General features: G+C 68.9%; 24 protein-coding genes. 7 read left to right on the top strand and 17 right to left on the bottom strand.

Annotated features, from left to right (window positions below; translation table 11 throughout):
• Positions 1–41: 41 nt before the first annotated feature.
• Complete coding sequence (locus ASG80_RS18970) at positions 42–524, bottom strand: SRPBCC family protein (RefSeq protein ID WP_056733640.1); 483 nt, start codon at positions 522–524, stop codon at positions 42–44.
• Complete coding sequence (locus tag ASG80_RS18975) at positions 521–922, bottom strand: helix-turn-helix transcriptional regulator (RefSeq protein WP_056733642.1); 402 nt, start codon at positions 920–922, stop codon at positions 521–523. Before ASG80_RS18975 ends, ASG80_RS18970 begins: the two co-directional genes overlap by 4 nt.
• A 193-nt stretch (positions 923–1,115) precedes the next feature.
• Here ASG80_RS18975 and ASG80_RS18980 point away from each other — a divergent pair, with 193 nt between their 5' ends.
• Entirely contained in the window at positions 1,116–1,532 is a 417-nt protein-coding gene (locus ASG80_RS18980) for a VOC family protein (protein WP_056733644.1), read from the top strand.
• 126 nt (positions 1,533–1,658) lie between these two features.
• Here ASG80_RS18980 and ASG80_RS18985 read toward each other — a convergent pair whose 3' ends face one another.
• The 3 genes from ASG80_RS18985 to ASG80_RS18995 all read right to left on the bottom strand — a co-directional run bounded on the left by ASG80_RS18985 (position 1,659) and on the right by ASG80_RS18995 (position 3,747).
• The gene (locus ASG80_RS18985) at positions 1,659–2,018 is read right to left on the bottom strand and encodes a zf-TFIIB domain-containing protein (protein WP_056733646.1); all 360 of its coding nucleotides are present in this window, start codon (positions 2,016–2,018) and stop codon (positions 1,659–1,661) included.
• Between the two features lie 288 nt (positions 2,019–2,306).
• Positions 2,307–2,513: a cold-shock protein gene (locus ASG80_RS18990; protein WP_022888559.1), complete on the bottom strand. Its 207-nt coding sequence runs from the start codon at positions 2,511–2,513 to the stop codon at positions 2,307–2,309.
• Positions 2,514–2,652: 139 nt separating this feature from the next.
• Positions 2,653–3,747: an acyl-CoA desaturase gene (locus ASG80_RS18995; protein WP_056733891.1), complete on the bottom strand. Its 1,095-nt coding sequence runs from the start codon at positions 3,745–3,747 to the stop codon at positions 2,653–2,655.
• Positions 3,748–3,933: 186 nt separating this feature from the next.
• On the opposite strand from ASG80_RS18995, the gene ASG80_RS19000 reads away from it, so the two are divergent.
• Entirely contained in the window at positions 3,934–4,806 is an 873-nt protein-coding gene (locus ASG80_RS19000; protein ID WP_056733648.1) for an NAD(P)-dependent oxidoreductase, read from the top strand.
• Between the two features lie 57 nt (positions 4,807–4,863).
• Here ASG80_RS19000 and ASG80_RS19005 read toward each other — a convergent pair whose 3' ends face one another.
• Complete coding sequence (locus tag ASG80_RS19005; protein WP_056733649.1) at positions 4,864–5,067, bottom strand: cold-shock protein; 204 nt, start codon at positions 5,065–5,067, stop codon at positions 4,864–4,866.
• Between the two features lie 410 nt (positions 5,068–5,477).
• Here ASG80_RS19005 and ASG80_RS19010 point away from each other — a divergent pair, with 410 nt between their 5' ends.
• Genes ASG80_RS19010 through ASG80_RS19020 form a run of 3 tightly spaced genes read left to right on the top strand, consistent with a single transcriptional unit; the run spans position 5,478 to position 7,276 of the window.
• Positions 5,478–6,038 carry a VanZ family protein gene (locus ASG80_RS19010; RefSeq protein ID WP_056733651.1) on the top strand — a complete coding sequence of 187 codons (561 nt, stop codon included), beginning with the start codon at positions 5,478–5,480 and terminating at the stop codon, positions 6,036–6,038.
• A 36-nt stretch (positions 6,039–6,074) separates the two neighbouring features.
• A complete protein-coding gene (locus tag ASG80_RS19015; RefSeq protein WP_235508406.1) occupies positions 6,075–6,887 on the top strand; it encodes a sulfite exporter TauE/SafE family protein in 813 nt (270 codons plus the stop codon).
• Positions 6,884–7,276 carry a DUF2510 domain-containing protein gene (locus ASG80_RS19020; protein ID WP_056733653.1) on the top strand — a complete coding sequence of 131 codons (393 nt, stop codon included), beginning with the start codon at positions 6,884–6,886 and terminating at the stop codon, positions 7,274–7,276. The genes ASG80_RS19015 and ASG80_RS19020 overlap by 4 nt, the downstream gene beginning before the upstream one ends.
• A gap of 31 nt (positions 7,277–7,307) precedes the next feature.
• Here the strand turns inward: ASG80_RS19020 and ASG80_RS19025 are convergent, their stop codons facing one another.
• The 3 genes from ASG80_RS19025 to ASG80_RS19035 are packed head-to-tail and all read right to left on the bottom strand — an operon-like array spanning position 7,308 to position 10,603.
• The gene (locus ASG80_RS19025) at positions 7,308–8,693 is read right to left on the bottom strand and encodes a hypothetical protein (RefSeq protein ID WP_056733655.1); all 1,386 of its coding nucleotides are present in this window, start codon (positions 8,691–8,693) and stop codon (positions 7,308–7,310) included.
• A gap of 28 nt (positions 8,694–8,721) precedes the next feature.
• Complete coding sequence (locus ASG80_RS19030; protein ID WP_056733658.1) at positions 8,722–9,561, bottom strand: TIGR03943 family protein; 840 nt, start codon at positions 9,559–9,561, stop codon at positions 8,722–8,724.
• Between the two features lie 7 nt (positions 9,562–9,568).
• On the bottom strand, positions 9,569–10,603 hold the full coding sequence (locus ASG80_RS19035) for a permease (protein ID WP_082590697.1): 1,035 nt from the start codon (positions 10,601–10,603) through the stop codon (positions 9,569–9,571).
• A 67-nt stretch (positions 10,604–10,670) separates the two neighbouring features.
• On the opposite strand from ASG80_RS19035, the gene ASG80_RS19040 reads away from it, so the two are divergent.
• Positions 10,671–10,964 (top strand): DUF1905 domain-containing protein, encoded by a 294-nt coding sequence (locus ASG80_RS19040; RefSeq protein WP_056733660.1) that lies wholly within the window; start codon positions 10,671–10,673, stop codon positions 10,962–10,964.
• Positions 10,965–10,999: 35 nt separating this feature from the next.
• Here the strand turns inward: ASG80_RS19040 and ASG80_RS19045 are convergent, their stop codons facing one another.
• Together ASG80_RS19045 and ASG80_RS19050 are read right to left on the bottom strand one after the other, a co-directional pair.
• A complete protein-coding gene (locus ASG80_RS19045; protein ID WP_056733663.1) occupies positions 11,000–12,238 on the bottom strand; it encodes an RNA polymerase sigma factor in 1,239 nt (412 codons plus the stop codon).
• Between the two features lie 10 nt (positions 12,239–12,248).
• The gene (locus ASG80_RS19050) at positions 12,249–12,623 is read right to left on the bottom strand and encodes a YciI family protein (RefSeq protein ID WP_056733665.1); all 375 of its coding nucleotides are present in this window, start codon (positions 12,621–12,623) and stop codon (positions 12,249–12,251) included.
• Between the two features lie 168 nt (positions 12,624–12,791).
• Between ASG80_RS19050 and ASG80_RS19055 the strand changes: the two genes are divergently transcribed.
• Positions 12,792–13,931 carry a YbdK family carboxylate-amine ligase gene (locus ASG80_RS19055; protein ID WP_162256656.1) on the top strand — a complete coding sequence of 380 codons (1,140 nt, stop codon included), beginning with the start codon at positions 12,792–12,794 and terminating at the stop codon, positions 13,929–13,931.
• Positions 13,932–13,990: 59 nt separating this feature from the next.
• Here the strand turns inward: ASG80_RS19055 and ASG80_RS19060 are convergent, their stop codons facing one another.
• The 6 genes from ASG80_RS19060 to ASG80_RS19085 form a co-directional block, all read right to left on the bottom strand.
• Positions 13,991–17,113: a M14 family metallopeptidase gene (locus ASG80_RS19060; protein ID WP_156401956.1), complete on the bottom strand. Its 3,123-nt coding sequence runs from the start codon at positions 17,111–17,113 to the stop codon at positions 13,991–13,993.
• A 172-nt stretch (positions 17,114–17,285) separates the two neighbouring features.
• The gene (locus ASG80_RS19065; RefSeq protein ID WP_056733671.1) at positions 17,286–17,723 is read right to left on the bottom strand and encodes a YbhB/YbcL family Raf kinase inhibitor-like protein; all 438 of its coding nucleotides are present in this window, start codon (positions 17,721–17,723) and stop codon (positions 17,286–17,288) included.
• A gap of 30 nt (positions 17,724–17,753) precedes the next feature.
• A complete protein-coding gene (locus ASG80_RS19070; protein ID WP_200952627.1) occupies positions 17,754–17,903 on the bottom strand; it encodes a hypothetical protein in 150 nt (49 codons plus the stop codon).
• Positions 17,904–17,942: 39 nt separating this feature from the next.
• Positions 17,943–18,548, bottom strand: a complete 606-nt coding sequence (locus ASG80_RS19075; protein ID WP_156401957.1) for a hypothetical protein — start codon at positions 18,546–18,548, stop codon at positions 17,943–17,945.
• Between the two features lie 197 nt (positions 18,549–18,745).
• The gene (locus ASG80_RS19080) at positions 18,746–19,330 is read right to left on the bottom strand and encodes a hypothetical protein (protein WP_156401958.1); all 585 of its coding nucleotides are present in this window, start codon (positions 19,328–19,330) and stop codon (positions 18,746–18,748) included.
• Between the two features lie 61 nt (positions 19,331–19,391).
• Positions 19,392–19,622 carry a hypothetical protein gene (locus tag ASG80_RS19085; RefSeq protein ID WP_156401959.1) on the bottom strand — a complete coding sequence of 77 codons (231 nt, stop codon included), beginning with the start codon at positions 19,620–19,622 and terminating at the stop codon, positions 19,392–19,394.
• Positions 19,623–19,694: the final 72 nt, after the last annotated feature.

Consider the following 19,694-nt stretch of genomic DNA (forward strand, 5'->3'; position numbering starts at 1 on the left):
CCGGATGCCGCGGGCCGGGTACGCGCGCGGCATCCGCTCGCTCAGTGGGCGAGGATCTCGTCGAGTCGCTCGTAGCCCTCGCGCACGCCGCTCTCCATGCCGCTCGCGACCATGCCGTCGCGCGAGGCGACATCGGGGTAGACGGAGTGGATCTTCAGGCGCGTGCGGCCGTCGCCGAGGTCCTCGAAGGTCGCGGACTCGATGCTCACGACGTCGGGGTAGCCCTCGAACTCGAAGGTCTGGATCGCGAACTCGTTCTCGCGCACGACGTGGAACGTGCCGTTGAATGCGAAGGACTCGCCCTCGGGATTCGTGTGCACGTAGCGGTAGCCGCCGTGGGTCCTGAAGTCCCAGCGGTCGATGGTCATCTCGTAGCCGTTCGGGCCGGTCCACTGCTTCACGAGCTCGGGGTCGCGGTGCGCGTTGAACACGGCGGCCACGGGCGCGTCGAACTCGCGCTCGATGTCGATGAACGGCAGGCCCTCGGGTGCGGTGATGATGACGGGGTGGGTGGTGGTGGTCATGATTCCGTTGCTTCCTGTGCGGAGCCGGCCTCGGGGCCGGCGTCGGAGGTCGCGGCATCGGTGCCGCTGGTGGTGGCGAGCAGCGCGTCCAGCTTTCGGAACTGCTGCTCGTGGATCAGTCGGTAGCGATCGATCCACGCGGTGAGCGCCTCGAGTTGCGCGGCATCCAGGTGCACGGGTCGGCGTTGCGCGTCGCGCGAACGCGTCACGAGCCCCGCATGCTCGAGCACCTGGATGTGCTTCGAGACCGCCTGCTTGGAGATCTCGAACGGCTCAGCCAGTTCGTTGACGGTGGCAGGGCCGCGGCTGAGACGGGCGATGATGCGCCGGCGAACCGGGTCGGCCAGCGCCATGAAGGCGCGGTCGAGGCGGTCGTCGGAGCTCGGATCGATGACCATCGCCCGCCTCCTTTATCAACTCGATGCTTGATCAATCAATTGGTTGATTACAATTTACGACGCTCGGATGCCGCTGTCAACACCTGTTCGCGTTCAGCCTCGCGATCGCATCCGTTCACGTCGACCCCCCTCGCGTCGGCGAGCCGATCGGTGCAGAATCGGGCGGAGGAACGACGACGATCTGGAGGCCACCATGCCCGTCACGCTCAACCCCTACCTCAACTTCAAGGACAACACCCGCGAGGTGATGGAGTTCTACTACTCGGTCTTCGGCGGTGAGCTCACGCTGAACACGTTCGCCGACTTCCAGTCGGCGCACGACCCGTCGGAGAACGACCTCATCATGCACGGCCAGCTCGATGGGCCGAACGGACTGACCATCATGGGCGCCGACACCCCGAAGCACGTGCAGTACCGCGAGCCGGCCGGGTTCTCGGTCTCGCTCTCGGGCGAGGACGAAGCGACCCTGCGCGGCTACTGGGACAAGCTCGCCGACGGCGGCACCGTGGCGCAGCCGCTCGAGGTCGCGCCGTGGGGCGACGCCTTCGGCATGCTGACCGACCGGTACGGCATCTCCTGGCTGGTGAACATCTCGGGCGCGGCCGCGTAACCCGCGCCCTCGCCGCCTGGGCGGAGACACCGCAGGCGACGGATGCCGCGGCGCGACGCCTCGAGGGGCGCGCGCCGCGGCATCCGTTCGCGGTCGTCGACGTGCGGGCCGATCCCGCCTGATGACTCAGTCGAAGAGCTCGGAGAGCCAGCTCTCCCGCTTCTTCTTGCGGGGGTAGCCCTGGTCGCCGTAGCCGCGGTTGTCATGGCCGCGGTTGTCGTATCCGCGGCTGTCATATCCGCGGTCGTCGTACGACTGCTGCCCGTAGGCGGGCGGCTGGCCGTACGCCGGAGCCTGGGGCGGTGAAGGAGCGGCGGGAGCCGCGGCGAGCTGCTGGACACCGCCGTACTCGCGTGCACCCCGCTCGATGATCTTGTCGAGCTCGCCCCGATCGAGCCACACTCCGCGGCAGGTGGGGCAGTAGTCGATCTCGATGCCGCTGCGCTCGCTCATCACGAGCACGGTTCCGTCACTGGGGCGCTGCATCCGGGGCTCCTCCTTCAGGGTCTTCCGCGAGCCTACGGGAGCCGTCCTCTGAGCATGCTCGAAACCTCGTCGGTGCGGCGGCCGAAGTACTTCGTCCCCGAGGAAGGAGGTGCCGAAGTGCCGAAGTGCCGCAGTGCCGCAGTGCCGCAGTGCCGCAGTGCCGGGGTGCCGGAGGGCCGCCGGAAAGCACGAAAGCGGACGCCGCGCCGCGCACCTCACGGGGAGGTGCGGGCTGCGGCATCCGCTCGTCGACCGGCGGTGCGAGCCGCCGATCAGGTGTTGCGAGAACTAACCGATGACGGTGATGTTCTCGGCCTGCAGGCCCTTGGGGCCGCGGGCGGTCTCGAATTCGACCTTCTGGTTCTCCTCGAGCGAGCGGTAGCCGCCCGACGCGATCGCGCTGAAGTGCGCGAAGACGTCGGCGGTGCCGTCGTCGGGAGCGATGAAGCCGAAGCCCTTGTCGGCGTTGAACCACTTGACGGTTCCGGTTGCCATGTTCATTTCCTTCTGTAAAGCCGAGCCGCCGTAGCGGCTGCGACGTGCACGACCTCAGGCCGTGCGGGGTTCCGACGGCGACGTCCGCCGACGGAAGCATGTGGTGCGAACCCAGTCGCACATGTCAAGTGCATGTCGATCAGACCCGGCGGAATTGGTTCACCATCGGGCAGTCGAACGGGTCGCGCGCGGAGAGCCCGACGCGATTGAGGTACCGGATGACGATGCCGTACGACTGCACGAGCGTGGTCTCGGTGTAGGGCACGTCGAGGGTGGCGCAGTACTCGCGCACGATCTCGCGGGCCTTCGCCAAGTGCGGGCGCGGCATGTTGGGGAACAGGTGGTGCTCGACCTGGTAATTGAGTCCGCCGAGCAGCGCACTCGCCCAGACGCCTCCCGAGACGTTGCGCGAGGTGAGCACCTGCTTCGAGAAGAAGTCGAGCTTCGCGTCGGCCGGGATGATCGGCATGCCCTTGTGGTTCGGCGCGAACGACGCACCCATGTACACCCCGAAGACCGCGAGCTGCACGCCGATGAATGCGAATGCCATGCCGAGCGGCAGCACCCAGAAGATCGCGCCGAAGTACACGGCGAATCGCGCGGCGATGAGGCTCAGCTCGATCCAGCGACCCTTCACGGGTCCGCGCTCGAAGAGCGTGCTGATCGAGCGGTAGTGCAGGTTCACGCCCTCGAGCGTGAGCAGCGGGAAGAACAGGTAGCCCTGCTTGCGGGTGATGAGCGCCATGAGGCCGCGTTGCTTCTCGGCATCCGCCTCGATGAACGAGATCGTGTCGAAGTCGATGTCGGGGTCCTTGCCGACCTTGTTCGGGTTGGCATGGTGCCTCGTGTGCTTCGTCATCCACCACGAGTAGCTGATGCCGACCAAGCCCGCGGCGATGGCACGCCCGATCCGGTCGTTGGCGGGGCCCGACTCGAGCACCTGCCGGTGCGACGCCTCGTGCGCGAGGAACGCGAACTGCGTGAAGATGAGGCCGAGCGCGCCCGCCATCAGCAGCTGGAACCACGAGTCGCCGAGCAGGATGAATCCCGTGATCGCGCCGCCGAGGGCGAGGGTCAGGACGGTGACGAGGCCGAGGTAGAACCAGCGCGTGCGGTTCAGAAGGCCCGATTCGCGAACGACGCGGGAGAGGGCGGTAAAGCTGCGTGTGATGTCTGCGGCACCGGTGCGGGGCTTCGTCGCCCGGATCGCACCGAGGGATTCGGTGTGTGAGATGTCTTCGTCCCAGCTGGTCGTCGACTTCCCAGCCGGGGATCGCGGGTAAACCACCCGCTGCAGATGCTCGAACGCTATGGCCTGCACATGGGAACGGGCTGGGAGACACGCCGGATTTCCCGGCGTGTCGCGCGGAAGACGAGACTACCCCGGCGCCTGCCGTTCATCCGGTGCAAGACTTGTCCAATGCGCATCGCCGTCACCGGAGGCTCCGGCAAGTTGGGCCGCACCGTCGTCCGCACGCTCCGCGAGGAGGGCCACGAGGTCGTGAACCTCGACCAGCAGGGGGAACGATCCGCGGTCACCCGCGTCGACCTCACCGACTTCGGCCAGGTCGTCGACGCGATCGCCGGGGTCGACGACCGACACGACGGCGTCGACGCGATCGTGCACCTGGGGGCGATCCCCGCCCCCGGCATCCTGAGCGACGTCGCGACCTTCCACAACAACATGCTCTCGACGTTCAACGTCTTCCAGGCGGCCCGCCGCCTGGGCATCACCCGCATCGTCTACGCGTCGAGCGAGACCGTGCTCGGCCTCCCCTTCGACGTGCCCCCGCCGTACATCCCCGTCGACGAGGAGTATGCGGCGCGCCCCGAGAGCACGTACTCGCTCGTGAAGCACCTCGAGGAGACGATGGCGATCGAGCTCGTGCGCTGGAATCCCGAGCTCTCGATCACTGCATTGCGGTTCTCGAACGTCATGGATCCCGCGGACTACGAGGCGTTCCCCTCGTTCGACGCCGATGCGACCCTGCGCAAGTGGAACCTCTGGGGCTACATCGACGCCCGCGACGGCGCACAGGCGGTGAGCCGTGCGCTCGCCAACGCGGGGCCCGGCTTCGATCGCTTCATCATCGCGGCCGCCGACACGGTCATGTCGCGTCCCAACGCCGAGCTCGTCGCCGAGGTGTTCCCGGATGTCCCGGTGCGCGGCGACCTCGGCGTCAACGACACGCTGCTCTCCATCGACAAGGCACGTCGACTGCTCGGATACGAGCCACGCCACTCGTGGCGTGACGAGGTGACGGATGCCGCGGCATCCGTACGCCCGAGCTGACGACGAACGCCCCCGCAGCAACTGCTGTGGAGGCGTTCGCCTGGTGAGAGCCGAGACCTAGAGGCCGCGGATGTTCTCCGCCTGCAGGCCCTTCGGGCCCTGCGCGACCTCGAACTCGACCTTCTGACCCTCTTCGAGCGAGCGGTAGCCGCTGCCCGTGATGGCGCTGAAGTGTGCGAAGACGTCGGCGCTGCCGTCGTCGGGAGCGATGAAGCCGAAGCCCTTTTCGGCGTTGAACCACTTGACGGTTCCGGTTGCCATACTGCTGTCCTTCTGTCGTATGGGCCGCTGAATGCGTGCCCGATGCGATCACGGTCGATCGCGGCGTCGACGACACGGTGCCGTCGATGCGATGGGGCGAGGGGCGGGTGTGCGCTCAGGCATCCGCCGTCTCGTATCGGGTCATGCCACGCGGATCGGTCCGCCTCCGGGCAATCAGGTGGAGGCACGGGCGAGCGCCCGCTTGATGGAGGAATCGTTGAACTTACCCTAGCCGGTTGCGCGCGGCAACACACCCCTTCGGGATCGGATCGTGACATGGGATGACGTCCACTCGGCGTCGCCGAGGTCGCCGGGGAGCCCGATGGACGGTCGGGCCTCCGATCCGGACGATCGGCGGACATGCGGCAATGTGCCAGCACGCTCATAGGAAAACAGTGGAGAATCGGGGAATGAACCGCCGCCCCCTGCGATTCGTCGCCCTCGCCTATACAGCCGTCGTGCTGTGGGTGACGGTCGGCCCTGCGCCGTGGCGCACGACCGGCAACCAGCTCGTGGGCGGCATCCTGAACCCCGATGCGTGGACGGCACCCGTCACCTGGACCACCGGGTATCTCTCGGAGATGGCGTTCAACGTCGCGCTCTTCATCCCCGTGGGGCTGCTCGCAGCGCTGCTCATCCCACGGCGACGTTGGCCGCTCGCCCTGCTCGCCGGCTTCGCGTTCACCACGCTGATCGAACTCGTGCAGGTGCCGGAGCCCGACCGCATCTCCGACCCACGCGACCTCGTGATGAACACGAGCGGCGCGGTGCTCGGCGTCGTGCTCGTGCTCGCCGCGCGCCTGGTGCGTCGCTCGGTCGCCGTCGCCGCGGTCATGCCGATCGATGCGGCGGATGCCGCCGCGGTGCGCCGCGAGCCGCCGTTCACCGGGCACGACGACGCGCTCGTCGGCGCACACGCGTCAGGCGCCCACGACCCCGTCGCGACCGGCGCGGCCGACCGCGCCGCCTGACCGCGGCCTCGCCCCGGGCGCCGGTACAGTGGGCGGGTGACCACCCCCGACGCGCCCACTGCTCCGGCGCGCCTGCCGTGGGTGCGCCTCGCGCTCGTCGGCGCGGCCGGAGGACTGCTGTCCGGGGCGTTCGGCGTGGGCGGCGGCATCCTCATGGTCCCGCTCCTCATCGTGTTCGCGAACATGGACCAGCGCCGTGCGTCCGCCACGTCACTCGCCGCCATCGTGCCGGCCGCCATCGCCGGCTCCCTGACGTACTTCGCGAACGGCCAGATCGACCTGCTCGCGGCGCTCATCGTGGCGGTCGGCGGCATCATCGGCTCGTGGATCGGGTCGTGGCTCCTGCGCCGGCTGTCGCTCGGGTGGCTGCGATGGCTGTTCATCGCGCTGCTCATCGCGGTCGCGGTGCGCCTGGTGCTCGTCGCACCCGTGCGCGCCGACGGCCTCCTCGAGCTCGACGCGCTGCCGATCCTCGGCATGATCGCCCTCGGCGTGGTCATCGGCATCGCGTCGGGCCTGTTCGGCATCGGCGGCGGCGTCATCATGGTGCCCGCGTTCATCGCCCTGTTCGGCATGAGCGACCTCGTCGCGAAGGGCACGTCGCTCGCGGTGATGATCCCGACCGCGGTGAGCGGCACGGTGGCGAACACGCGTGCCGGCATGGTCGACCTGCGCGTCGCCCTCGTGGTGGGGCTCGCCGCGACCGTCGCGTCCTTCGGCGGCGTGGCCATCGCGTTCCTGCTCTCGCCCGAGTGGTCGGCGTGGCTGTTCGCAGCGCTCATGGTGGTCGCGGCGGTGCAACTCGCGATTCGCGCCATCCGGCTCCAGAGGAAGGAGAGGGCGGCGTGACGTCAGAGCGCGCCCGGGTCGCGGGCTGGTACGACGACGAGGTGGATGCCGCGCTGCTCCGCTACTGGGACGGCGTGAAGTGGAGCCCGCACACCGCCCCGAGGCCCACAGATGCCGAGGACGCCGAGGACGCCGTCGACGAGGTCGACGAGTCGACCCGGGTGCGCACTTCTGAGGAGGACAACACCGTGCAAGTGCAGGAGGAGCACACCACGGTGCCGCTGCCGCCGGAGGACGCGGGCCACGCGGCATCCGCTGGGTTCTCGAACGAGCGGAAGCGCCTCGTGTGGATCATCGGGGGCGCCGTCGTCGCCCTCGCCCTCGTCTCAGGCGCCGTCGTGCTCGTGTGGAGCGCGGTGTCGAACCTCGCGGCGCTCATGCTGCGCTGACCACTCGTCGACGGGCGGGCGTCGGCCTCAGTCAGGGGACGCACCAGTCGGAGAATCCCCCGGGGGTGCTCATCACGGTGCGGCCGGTCGCGATCTCGACGATCGAGGTCGTCGTCTCGGTGTACCCGGGATTCGCGGAGTACCCGTCGGGGCGGCCGCTCTCCGCCGACACCGCGACCGCGGCGTACCGGCCGTTCGGCGAGACGCAGTACTCCCGGATCAGGCTGGTCTCGAGCGCGGGCGCGAACACCTGGCTGAGCTCGCCGGCACCGCCGACCTCGGCGAGCAGTGAGCTTCGCACGGTGTGGCCGCCCTCGACGTTCGCCGCGATGAGGGTGATGAGATACCGCGACGTGTCGTCGAGCACGGTCACGTGGCCTGGGTACACGTTGTCGGCGAGGTTCGCCGGGGCGAGCTCGAGCGTGGTCGTGGTGCCGTCCGCGAGGTCGATGAGCGCACCGCGATCGGGATCGGCGATCACCAGCCGGGTGGTGCCGGGAACGAACCCCCGGATCTCGGTGTGCGCCCCTAGCGGCGTCATGGGCTGGGTTCCCAGCACGTCGACCAGGAACAGCACTCCGTCGAAGTCCTGCACGATCATCGACGTCGTGCCCGGCACGAACACCCAGCTCGACACGCGCAGCGGAGTGCCGTCGAGGCCGAGCACCGGTGTCGGATCCGCCGGCGCCGCGCCCGAGAGGTCCATCGTCATCAGGGTCGCCTCGTACTGCTTCACGCCGTCGCGTGCGGGCGTGTCGAGGACGAAGCCGATGAGCGGGTTCGTCGTCGATGCGGCGAGGTCGCGGATCGAAGCCTCATCCGGGAGGCCGACGTCGACCGGCTGCGCCTGGCCGCCCTTCGAGAGCAGCAGGTCGTTCCGGTCCTCGTCGTCGACCGTCGCGACCGCGACGATGTCGCCCACCCGGGCGAACTCCTGGATGCGCGGCGCGGCGATCACCGCCTCGGGCTCGGGATCCGCGAGCGAGGAACGCTGGACGACGTCGTCCTCGCCGCGATCGCTGCGCCGGAGGAGCGTCCACACCTCCTCGTCGGGGGTCCGGAAGCGGTACTCGAGCGTGCCCGCCGTCGGGGCGGCACCGACGACGCCCGGCACGCGCACCGTGTACTCCGTGGCGTAGTCGAGGGGCTCGTCGAACGTGACGACGACCGCACGTTCGCCCGCATGAGCGGAGGCGGTGGCGGACGCCGCCGGCTCGACCTCCACGTCGCCCTCATCGAGCGACGACACGGCCTGGTCGAGGGTGAGCGTGAGCTGCTGGCCGACGAGCCGGGTGGCGGTCCTTGCGTCGATCTCGCCGTCCACCACCCGCGGACCCTGGAACGCGCCGACGAGCGCGAAGCCGACTGCGATCGTCGCGAGCACGACGATCGTGCCCACGAACCGACGCCGGAACACGCCACGTCGACGGTCGGTGCGTCGCGCGTCAGAAGACATACGGCTGGGCGGGCTGGTCGGTGGGAGCGAGATCGGCGGGCTCGAGCAGCAGCGGCTCGGCGCTCGACGAGCCCGGATTCGGCTGGAACGCGCCTGACGCCGTGACCCATTGGTCGGGGTCGAAGCGGTCATCCCATCCGGGTAGGTAGACGGGCACGCCGACGGGCTGGGCGTCAACGGCACAGCAGGTCACCACGAAGCGCGAGACGTAGAACACGTTCTCGGGGTCATCCGGCGAGGCGGTGACGAACCCGGTGACCTCGATCGTCTTGCCGGAGAAGTACCCGGCATCGGGGTTCTGCCGGAGCAGCAGCGCCCAGTCCTTGACCGTGAACTGCGAGGTGTCGCCGCCGACGAGCGTCGGCGCGTCGGCGCTCGCCAGGGTCGTCCCGCCGCTGTTGATCGCGCGCTGCGTCGCCGTCGCCGAGGTCAGCGTGGCGGGCGGGAGCACGAGCAGCGCCACCGTCGCGCCCACGACGATCGCGCCTGCGAGCACGGCGCGCACAGTGTCGGCGCGGCGGCTCGGCACCGGCGAAAGGTCCGCCTCGGCGCCGTCATCGCCGTGGCCACCGTGATCGTGCCCGTCGTGCCCGTCGTGCCCGTCGTGCCCGTCGTGCCCGTCGTGCCCGTCGTTCTGGTCTGCGTCGTCGTTTCCGACGGGCGTCATGGCGAAGGCCGCGATCACGAGCACCGCCGCGATGAGCGCCATGACCACCGTGAACACGGCGTAGCGCGGGTGGATGTACAGTCCGAGCCGGTCGGTCAGAGCGAGCCAGACCGTCGCGACGATGCCGATGAGTGCCAGGACGATGCCCTGCCACCGTGCCATGAGGCGCCTACGCAAGGGCGTTCACCCCCAGCCCCAGCGCGGCGCTCGCGAGCCCCACGATCAGCGTCAATTGGAGCAGTGTCCTCGCCGTGAACGTCGTGCGCATGAGCGCGAGCATCTTCACGTCGATCATCGGGCCGAACACGAGGAACGCGACGATCGCGCCCGGCATGAATGTCGAGCCGAACGCGAGGATGAAGAAGGCGTCGACGTTCGAGCAGATCGCGATGACGAACGCGAGCGCCATGAGCGCGAAGACCGACAGCACCGGGTTCTGGCCGAGCGTGATGAGCACGTCGCGTGAGACGGCCACCTGGATGAGGCCCGCGACCGCCGACCCCACGAAGAGCGCCGGCAGCATCGCCCCTGTCTCCTTCGCGAACATGTCGACGGTGCGACGCACGCGCGGCGCGTGCACCTCGTCGTGCGCGTGCGCGCAACTCGCCTGGAATCGCGGCGTGAGCAGGTTCATCGGGCTCGGGTGCCGGCTGTAGATCCAGCCCACGAGGTTCGCGATGACGAAGCCGCCGAGGATGCGCGACACGAGGATGCCGTCGGACCATCCGAACGCCTGGTAGGTGGTGATGATCGTGACCGGGTTCAGGATCGGCGCCGCGAGCAGGAACGTCATCGACTCCCCCACGGTGAGTCCGCGCAGGATCAGGCCGCGTGCGAGCGGCACGTTGCCGCATTCGCACACGGGCAGGAGTACGCCGAGGAGCGAGATCGTCACGCGCCGGGCGACCGCGTTCTTCGGCAGGTGCCGCAGGAGGAAGCCGTCGGGCAGCCACACCTGCACGACGATCGAGAGCAGGATGCCGAGGAAGACGAACGGCAGGCTCTCGATGACGACGCTGATCGAGAGGGTGAAGAAGTCCCGCACCGTGTTCGACAGCACGTCGCCGACGGACTCGGGCGCGAGCACGCGGATCGCCACGAAGAGCAGCACGAGGGCGATGCCGAGCGACAGCCCGACCGCCGCTCTCGAGGTCGTGGCTGCGCGACGCGTCGCAAGGCGCGCCGGGGCAGGGGGCCGACTCATGCGCTCAAGGGTACGTGGCTCGGGAGCGCGGCCCGCGCGTGTCGGACCTCGCAGGTAGCATCCGAACATGCGATTCCGCTTCACCGCGCCGCTCTGGGAGTGGAGCGCTCAGGGTGGCTGGTTCTTCGTCACCCTGCCCGACGAGGCAGCCGACGACATCCGCGAGGTGCCGCGCATGCCGCGTGGCTTCGGGGCGGTGCGCGTGCGGGTGACGATCGGCGGCTCGACCTGGTCGACGTCGGTGTTCCCCGATGCGAAGCAGGGCAGCTACGTGCTGCCGGTCAAGAAGGCGGTGCGCACGGCCGAGGGCATCGGCGGGGGCGACGACGTCGAGGTCGCACTCGAGGTGCTCGACCTCTGACCGCCTGCGCGGGTTGAGGAGGCGCGCAGCGCTCCTCAACCCGCCGTGCTGCGCAGCGCCTCCGCCTTCGCGGCGAGATAGCGCTGCTCGGGCCCGTTGAGCGTGCGGCGGGCGGCTTCGGCGAACGCGAGCGACGCGGCATCCGGGGATCCCACCCGTTCGAGCAGGTGCGCCCGCACCGCCCAGGTGCGGTGGTGGTCGGCGAGCGTCGACCCGCTCCCGCCGTCATCGTCGCCCTCGGCGCGGTCGAGCGCGGCGAGGCCGGCCTCTGGCCCCTCCACCATCGCGACCGCGACGATGCGCCCGAGCGTCACCATGGGACCCGGCGCGAGGCGTGCGAGCAGGTCGTAGAGGCCGAGGATCTCGATCCAGTCGGTCGTCTCGGTCGAGGCCGCTTCGTCGTGCACCGCGGCGATCGCGGCCTGCAACTGGTATGGCCCGATCGGCGCGCGATCGAGCACATCGGTGACCAGCGCGACGCCCTCGTCGATCATCGCGGGGTCCCAGTGCGAGCGGTCCTGCTCGTCGAGGGGCACGAGCGCGCCCGCCGCGTCGGTACGTGCCGCCCGCCGCGCGTCGGTGAGGAGCATGAGCGCGAGCAGGCCGGTGGTCTCGCCCGAGGCATCCGGTGCGGCGTCGTGCAACTGCCGAGCGAGGCGGATCGCCTCCGCCGAGAGGTCGACGCGGGCGAGCCGATCGCCCGAGCTGGCGGTGTGCCCCTCGGTGAAGATCAGGTAGAGCACGCTGCGGAGCGCGGCGAGGCGGGACGCGAGCTCGTCGGCGTGCGGCATCCGGAACCCCTCGCCGCTCGCCCGGATGCGCGCCTTCGCCCGCGAGATGCGCTGGGCGACCGTGGCCTCGGGCATGAGCAGCGCGCGGGCGATCTCGGCGGTCGTGAGCCCGCCGACCGCCCGCAGCGTGAGCGCGACCTGCGCCGGGCGCGTGAGGGCGGGGTGGCAGCAGAGCAGGAAGAGCGTCAGCGTGTCATCGACCGCCGGCACCGGTGCGGGCGGCGGTTCGAGCTCGGCGGCCAGCGACTCGCGGCGGCGGCGTGCGACATCCGACCGCACCTGGTCAACGTAGCGCCGCGACGCGACCTGCACGAGCCAGGCGCGCGGACTGTCGGGCACCCCGTCGTGCGGCCATTGGGCGGATGCCGCGATCAGGGCCTCCTGCACGGCGTCCTCGCACGCCTCGAAGTCGCCGTAGCGCCGCACGAGCACCGCGAGCGCCGACGGTGCGGCGTCTCGCAGTGCCCGGACGGCATCGCTCACGATCGGCTGCTCAGACGTCGCCTCGGGCGGCCATGTCGAGCACGGGGCGCACCTCGATGAGCCCGAACTCGGCCTCGGGGAAGCGTCCCGCGATCTCCACGGCGCGAGTCTCGTTGTCGACGTCGACGAGGTAGAAGCCGGCGAGCAGCTCCTTCGTCTCGGCGAACGGGCCGTCGCTGGCGGTGGTGCGGTCTTCGGTGTGCGTCACGCGCTTGGCGAGGGACACGTCGGCGAGCGCCTCGCTCGCGACGAGCTCACCGCTCGACGAGAGCTCATCGTTGATGCCCTGGTAGTAGGCGTAGCCCTCTGCCTGCTGTTCGGCGCTGAAGCTCTCCCACATGGCGCGGGACTCGGGGTTGCTGTAGATCTGGATGAGGTACTTCATCGGAATTCGCTCCTTCGATCGTACGGATGATCGTTCGTTCGGGAGGCCGGACCGCGCTCCCATCAGTATGTCGAGGCTGTGCGACGTTTCTCGACACAGGGTTGACAGGTCGCAATCGCGTCGCGAGAGTTCGAGTGGGGCATCCGGCCGGCGATGGAGGGGTCGCACGTGACGACGTTCGGCATCGAAGAAGAATTCCAGTTCCTCGATCCGGGGACGCTGCGTCCGGCGGATGTCGCCGACGTCGTCCTCGAGCGCCTCAAGAAGACGCCGGAGTGGCATCCGGTGGCGCACCCGGAGTTCCTCGCGTCGCAGGTGGAGCACGCCTCCGCGGTCTTCGAGCGGATGGATGATGCTGGCCGGGCGCTGCTGGGCTTCCGCCGGTTCGTCGCCGACCGCGCCGCCGAGCTCGGGGTCGTCGTCGGGAGTATCGGAACGCCGCCCGACGCCGCCGCGTTCCCGTCGATCAGCCCGATAGAGCGCTACGAGCGGATCGTGCATGACATGGACGGCGTGATCGCCGATCACCAGCTGAGCGGCCTGCACATCCACGTCGGCATCCCCAGTAGGGAGCACGGGGTCATCGCCCTGAACGCGGCGCGCCCGTGGCTTCCGCTGCTCACGGCGATCTCGTCGAACTCGCCGCTGTGGCGCGGCTACGACACGGGGTACGACAGTTGGCGCACGGTGCTGCTGCGCCGGTGGACGACGTCGGGCAGCCCGCCGTCGTTCCTCGACGCCGCCGATTACGACCGCCGCGTCCGTCGCCTGCTCGGCATCGGCGGCACCGTCGACCTCGGCGTGATCATGTGGGACATCCGGCTCTCGGCGCACCTGCCCACCATCGAGTTCCGCATGGGCGACGCCCAGCTCGAGTTCGACACCGCGCTGCTCGTGGCGTCGCTGTGCCGTGCGATCGTGTCGCACGCGCTCGCGAGGCCCGATGCGACGGATGCCGCGGCGAACGACTCGGCCGACGTGCCGTCGGAGCTGCTCTCGGCGGCGCTCCTGCACTCCGCGCACTTCGGCATGCGCGAGCGCGTCTTCGACCCGCTGTCGGGTGGACTCGCGCCCGCCGACGAGACACTCACGGGCTTCGTGCGGATGCTGGAGGGCGAGCTGCACGAGGCCGGCGACCTCGAGCTCGTGAAGGAGGTGTCGGGACGCCTGCTGCGCGACGGCACGGGCGCGGAGCGGCAGCGCGACGCGTTCAAGCTCGAAGGGATGGCGGGGGTGCGCCGCCTGTTCGACGAGACGATCGTCGCCGATCAGGGACGCAACGGCGAGCCGACCACGTCGAAGCCGTAGGGCGGCCGGTCGACCGGCCGCCCCACGGTGTCCGCCGTCGGGAGGTTGGGGGCTTCAGCTCAGTCGAGCAGGTGATCCAATGCCCGGTCCATCCACGCGGCTCGGGTGGCGGCATCCGTGATTCCCTCGAAACCGAAGCCGGTCATGAGCGAACTGGGCGTGGCCACCACGGCAGCCTCGGGGAAACCCGCCGCCGTCGTGATGATGAAGTTGTTCGGGTTCGGCGCACTGCCGGCGGGCGGTCCGGTGGTTTCCCAGCCGCCGGTGTCGTTGCCCTCGAACGAGGTCGTGCCCGCACCCGTCGACACCTCGATGTCGTCGACGAACACGCCCAGTCCCTGACTGGCCCAGTCACTGACGTAGGCGATTGACACCTCGACCTGACCGCCGGCGTACGCCGACAGGTCGACCGACCACTGCTGCCAGCCGCCCGAGTTCCCGGACGCGGCCCACCACTCGCCGGTGGTGCCGGTCGGGTTGCAGGTCGTGTCGTCGACGAACGTCTGGTAGTGGTCCAGGTGCGGGTGCAGCTCACGCCAACCGGCCGGGCAGCTCTCCCCGGTGCTCTGGGTCGTGTTGTTGTTGGCATCGGGCAGGGTCGTCCAATCCTCCTGTCCTGCCGTGCGGGCCTCGACAGCCACGTGATCCCATTCGGCCTCGGTGTCGTACGACGTCCAGAAGGACATCGTGGCACCGCCGGCCGGCACGTCGATCGTGCGGGTCAGGCGCTTGTACGACACGTCGCCGATCTGCGAGTAGACATACCCATCGCCGGTGTGCGGCTCGAACGGGCCGCCCTCACGATCCCACCTGCCCGCGACCCAGCTCTCGAACTGCGGGTACACGGCCGGGTCGAGGATGCCGCTCGTCGTGATGAACGAGTTGCTGTGGTCCTGGTTCTTGGCACTGTGCGGGCCGTTGAACCCCCAGTCCAACCCGGTGAACGGCGTGTCGACGCCGAGGACGTCGAGGAGGCCGAGGACCTTTCCCTTGTTGTTGTGGACAGTACCGGCATCGTCGACGAAGAGGTACGCACCGAGCCAGTACTGCATGACGTCGTTGGTGAGGTCGCCCGACCCCCTGAGAGGCCGGCACCGGATCACGACTGCCGGGTCGGCGCGGCACTCCGCATTCGCAGCCGTCGGGTCGTACAACTGGGTGCTGATGTTCGGCGTGTACTGGGTGCCGGCGTCCTTCCCGGTGTAGAGCACCCGGCCGCCCTCGTTGAGGAAGTCACGAACCTCGAGGGCTTCGTCCAACGCCAAGCGGGAGGCGTTGCCGCCGCCCCAGCCGGGTTCGCGGGTGACGAGGTCGTCGCCGGTGTACCAGATGACGCCGTCGTAGTGCGACAGCACACCCAGGCTGTCCGGTGCAGTCCGCCCGCGCGCGTCGACGTCGTAGACGTCGAATCCCGTGCCGTTGGCGTTCAGCGCGTCCTCGTAGAAGCTGAGGTAGTTCGGTCCGCCGGCCTGTACCGGCGAGGCGCCCGTGTAGTCCTCTGCAGCAAGGATCAGCACGTCGTCGTCGGATTCCTCGACGGCCTGGTAGGTGAACGACTCGCTGGTCTCTCCGCCGCCTTCGAACCAGACCTCGACGCTATCGCCCGGATCTGTCCCCGTGACGAGTCCGCTCATGATCCGGTAGTGGACGCCGGTCTTGCCTCCGTAGCGGTCACCGCCCGTCCACTCCTCGGTCGGCGCGTCGATCGCGGGGTCGCCGTTGATCGAGTACATCAGCGTCACGTCGCCCAGGCTGCGCCGCGCGGTGACGCGCACCTCCTGCGGGTCGCCGTAGGAGTACTCGAAGGTGAAGTTCGCCAGGGGCAGCCCCTCCTTGTAGGTGTCGTCGCTCTTCAGGTAGAAGGGCTTGGTCGTCAGGCCCAGGTGCGACACCGGCTCCGCTGGATTGGCCGCAGACTTGGCCACGTCGAGCGCAAAGGGCAGGGCGCGCTCGAACTCGGCCTGCACCTGCGCCTCGTCGTCGGGGAACACGAACCCCCCGGCCGGATCGCCTTCGCCGAGCTCCGGCGTCCAGGCCAGCGTTCCGCGCTGGGAATGCGCGAAGTCGGTGGTCTCACCGTTGGTCACGTACAGCACGTCGGACGACAGGCCCGGCTCGAAGTCGGAAATGGCCGGGTTGTCGCGGTTGCCGGACAAGGCGAAGTAGATGGGGTCGTCCGCACTGGGTGTGCCGATCTGCCAGCCCTCCGAGTACAGCAGCCACTGCCCGTAGGAGTGGTAGTTGACCTGGAACGAGAAGTCGGCCCGGTCGAACAGCGACATCATCGCCTGGGTCTCCGGCTCGGATCCGGCCGCGGGGCCACGATAGGTGTCGCTGCTGATCTGCGACGACGAACCCTCCTCGTCGTATGCGAAGTGCTCGGGGAAGTTGCGGTTGGGATCGACGCCGTCGGCCCGCGTGATCTGGCCGTCGTTGTCGTTGTCGCGCAGGTTCTTCCGCCACAGCCGCTCGGTGTCGAACGTGTACTGGTAACCGTCGGGGTTGGCTACGACGACGAACCACAGCTCGTTGTTCATGAGGAGGTCCCTGATCTCCTGGTCGTTGGCCCGCCAGCCGTCGATGAAGTGGTTCACCAGCCGCCGGTTCACCTCGGTGGAGATCCACTCCCGGGCATGCTGTGTCGAGCTGTAGAGCACCGCCGGCCGGGTGCCGTCCGCGATGCCGCTCGCGCCCTGGGTCAGCTTCAGCGCGATGATCTCGCGACCCTGGTGGGTCTGCCCGAGCACTTCGAGCTTGACCAGCTGCGGATTCTCCGCCGCGAGGCGGTACAGCTCATCACGGATGCCGCCCTGCTCGTCCCATGACCGCCAGACGGTGAAACCGGCCGCCGCCTGCTCGGCAGCAAGCTCCCGAGCGGACTTGCCGTCCTTGTTCTTCTTGACCTTGACATCGAGACCGCGCTGACGGAGGCCCTTCGCCTCGTCGTCGGTGAGTACGATGTCGAGGCTCACGCCCGTCTCGGTGTTCCTGCTGTCGGCGACGTCGAAGCCGCCAGCGACGATCTCGGCCGCCTCCGCTCCGCTCACGTCCACCGTGTACATGTCCAGGGCGCCATCATCGTCCACCGCGTTCGCGCCGACGGGACCCAGCGTCGCGAACACCACGGCGAGCGCGGCGATACCGAAGACCATCCGAGTGGGAATGGAACGTATTCCAGCCATGACGACTCCTTCGGCCCGTCTCCGGCCAGAAGGGTATGACGTCGTCGTCGCGCGTGCCCGATGTTCGCCACGTCTCTGGTGCTCACTGCGGACCCTAGGGGTTAGACTCCCGCGAACCGTTGCACCTGTCAAGGGTGCGCTTGACCTGTGCCGTCTCGGCGCGCTGCGAGGTTCAGGAACTCGGTTTGGTGAACCTGCCGGTGAGCGAGGCAGTGTCGAGCACGTGACCGCGGACGAGGTCGGGGAAGTCGGTCGCCGACGTCGTCGCCGAGACTGATGGCGCAGACGAGTCGAGCGCATAGAGGGTGATGACGTACTCGTGTGTGCCGGATGGCGGGAACGGCCCGGCGTAGGTGGTGCGTTCGCGCCCCACCGGTACCTCTCCCCCGGCTCCTGTTCCGAATTCTCCGTCGACCGGCGGGATGCCGTCGACGAACCAGTGCACAAAGCCGCGCGCGACCGGATCGATGTCGATCATGGTCAATGCGAGCAATTCGGTTCCGCTCGGCAAGTCGGACCACGCGAGGTGCGGTGACACGTTGTCGAACTTCTTCCCGTGTCGCATGTCGAGCCGCCCGCCGTCGTCGAAGTCCGTGGAGCTGAGTCTCATGTCCGGTCCTCTCGTTCGGCCTTCCCCCGCTCAGGAGTGGAAGGGCGAGCTCACGACATCGAAGCGGTACCCGTGCATATCGCCGCTGAGCAGCTGCATCCCCTCCGCAATCACAGCTCGAACGCTCTCGAGTTCGAGCGAAGCGGTATGCGCGGCCGCTGACTCCCACAGTTCGCTCATGCCATCCATGCTCGCGGCCTCTGTTGTGGGCCGCAACCGTCAGCAGCCGGGTCCGGACGGGTTGGCGTTGCAGTCGCCCTGGGTGAGGACCGTGTCGAACTCGCCCACCAGGACGCGCTGCGGTTCACTCGCGACCGTGAGCGTGCCGGCGATCGAGCGCCACGCGGAGCCGGCGAAGCGGTACTCCGCGCTCAGCACCACCGCGAGGTCCACGGTGTACTCGCCGGGCGCTCCGTATACGTGGCTCGTCGGCGTCGCGGTGAACTCGCGCTGCCCGAGCACCGCCCACGTCGCCCCCGGCGTGCCGGAATCGACGACGGCGCCGTCGCTGTGGGTCCATCGGTACCCGACCGGCGTGAACCGCACATCGGCTGGTTGCCCGAGCAGCGTGCCCGAGACCACCTCGACGGATGCCGCGGCCACGAAGTTCGCCGGAAGCCCGACGATCGCCCAGCCGCCGGGCTCCATCTCGTGGCCCGGTGTGGCGGGACGGAAGGACACGATGTCGCGGAGCGTCACGACTACGGGCGCGGCGGCTGGATCCTCGGGCGGGGCGGACGGGTCGCCCGCGCAGAGGTTGACGTTGGCGGGGCTGCAGGTCTCGGGTGGGGGTGGTGTTGGTTCGGTCTCCACGATGGGCGGCACCGAGCCACTCGCGTCGTTATCACCTACTGACCGATCGATGACCTGACCGTCGCTCTCGTGCCCGTAGGTCGCCTCAAGATCAACGCGGCCACCGCCAGAGTCTGAGACGATCGTTCCGAGTAGCCCCCCGTTCGAGTCGCCGTCGTTTCCGGTCTCGCCGAGCGCAGGGCCACTGCTTCCAAGCGCAAGGGCAATCGTCAGCAGTACTCGCCCGACCACGGTTCTTCCTTCTGGACGACGAGGTCGGTCGGATCGTTCTCGGCTGAAACGATCACGGCCAGGAGCGCAGACCGGTCAGGACGATCTGGCGGAGTGACGTCATTCCCAGCGGCATCCACGATCTTGCTTAGACCTACATCAGAGCAAAGGAGGATCGTCACTTCCGCGCGACGGTCGACCTCGACGGCCTCGATCAACCGGAATGAATCCACGGTCGATTCACCCTCGATGGATAAACCCCGTTGCGTGAGGTCGTTGAACAGCGCTTCGACTTGCTCGGCGTAGGTACCAGATACCACCGCTGTGATGCGCTCTGGATTGCGATTGTCTTCGCGTGCAATCGAGTTCAGTGCCGCGCTGTACTCGCGGTAGGCCGCCTCGGCCGCGGCCAGCGCCTCCTCGTCGGATGCGAAGATCGGCTCGGCCGTCTCCGATGCGGTCGGAGTCGCCGTCGGCACGGGGGAGCCGACGCATCCGCTCAAGAGGAGCACCGCGATCCCAGCGCCCGCGGCGGCCGAAGCCATGCGGCGGTACGCGCGACGGCGGCTTCTCGACTCGGGCACGGCGACGAGCCTAAGCGACCACCGGCAGCGAGCGGGCTGTTATCCACAGCCGGCAGCGCCCTCAGCTCATGAGGTCGCGCACGAGCTCGCCCCACTCGAAACCGCACTCGCGGCAGTCGAAGAGCGGGTCGTCGACGGGGATGGCGCCGCCCGCGGCATCCGTCAACGCGGAATCGGCCGTGACCTCGACCCATGTCGAGTGGACGACCACGCGCACCGCGGTGGACCCGCAGCGCGGGCACGGCTCGTCGAGTACATCTTGTTCGACCGTGATCTGCACCTGGTTCGTCATGGCGCTCACGGTACGCTCGCTCGCCGGCATCCCTCGGACATACACGCCCGAGCGGCCGATCGACGGGCATCG

The organism is Agromyces sp. Soil535, assembly GCF_001428255.1.
In the GTDB taxonomy this organism is placed as follows: domain Bacteria; phylum Actinomycetota; class Actinomycetes; order Actinomycetales; family Microbacteriaceae; genus Agromyces.

Bases quoted from the DNA above. Each gene is read 5' to 3' on its own strand.
- ASG80_RS18970 (WP_056733640.1), bottom strand. From the start codon at position 524: ATGACCACCACCACCCACCCCGTCATCATCACCGCACCCGAGGGCCTG.
- ASG80_RS18975 (WP_056733642.1), bottom strand. From the start codon at position 922: ATGGTCATCGATCCGAGCTCCGACGACCGCCTCGACCGCGCCTTCATG.
- ASG80_RS18980 (WP_056733644.1), top strand. From the start codon at position 1,116: ATGCCCGTCACGCTCAACCCCTACCTCAACTTCAAGGACAACACCCGC.
- ASG80_RS18985 (WP_056733646.1), bottom strand. From the start codon at position 2,018: ATGCAGCGCCCCAGTGACGGAACCGTGCTCGTGATGAGCGAGCGCAGC.
- ASG80_RS18990 (WP_022888559.1), bottom strand. From the start codon at position 2,513: ATGGCAACCGGAACCGTCAAGTGGTTCAACGCCGACAAGGGCTTCGGC.
- ASG80_RS19000 (WP_056733648.1), top strand. From the start codon at position 3,934: ATGCGCATCGCCGTCACCGGAGGCTCCGGCAAGTTGGGCCGCACCGTC.
- ASG80_RS19005 (WP_056733649.1), bottom strand. From the start codon at position 5,067: ATGGCAACCGGAACCGTCAAGTGGTTCAACGCCGAAAAGGGCTTCGGC.
- ASG80_RS19010 (WP_056733651.1), top strand. From the start codon at position 5,478: ATGAACCGCCGCCCCCTGCGATTCGTCGCCCTCGCCTATACAGCCGTC.
- ASG80_RS19030 (WP_056733658.1), bottom strand. From the start codon at position 9,561: ATGGCACGGTGGCAGGGCATCGTCCTGGCACTCATCGGCATCGTCGCG.
- ASG80_RS19035 (WP_082590697.1), bottom strand. From the start codon at position 10,603: ATGAGTCGGCCCCCTGCCCCGGCGCGCCTTGCGACGCGTCGCGCAGCC.
- ASG80_RS19040 (WP_056733660.1), top strand. From the start codon at position 10,671: ATGCGATTCCGCTTCACCGCGCCGCTCTGGGAGTGGAGCGCTCAGGGT.
- ASG80_RS19050 (WP_056733665.1), bottom strand. From the start codon at position 12,623: ATGAAGTACCTCATCCAGATCTACAGCAACCCCGAGTCCCGCGCCATG.
- ASG80_RS19060 (WP_156401956.1), bottom strand. From the start codon at position 17,113: ATGGCTGGAATACGTTCCATTCCCACTCGGATGGTCTTCGGTATCGCC.
- ASG80_RS19065 (WP_056733671.1), bottom strand. From the start codon at position 17,723: ATGAGACTCAGCTCCACGGACTTCGACGACGGCGGGCGGCTCGACATG.
- ASG80_RS19070 (WP_200952627.1), bottom strand. From the start codon at position 17,903: ATGAGCGAACTGTGGGAGTCAGCGGCCGCGCATACCGCTTCGCTCGAA.
- ASG80_RS19085 (WP_156401959.1), bottom strand. From the start codon at position 19,622: ATGACGAACCAGGTGCAGATCACGGTCGAACAAGATGTACTCGACGAG.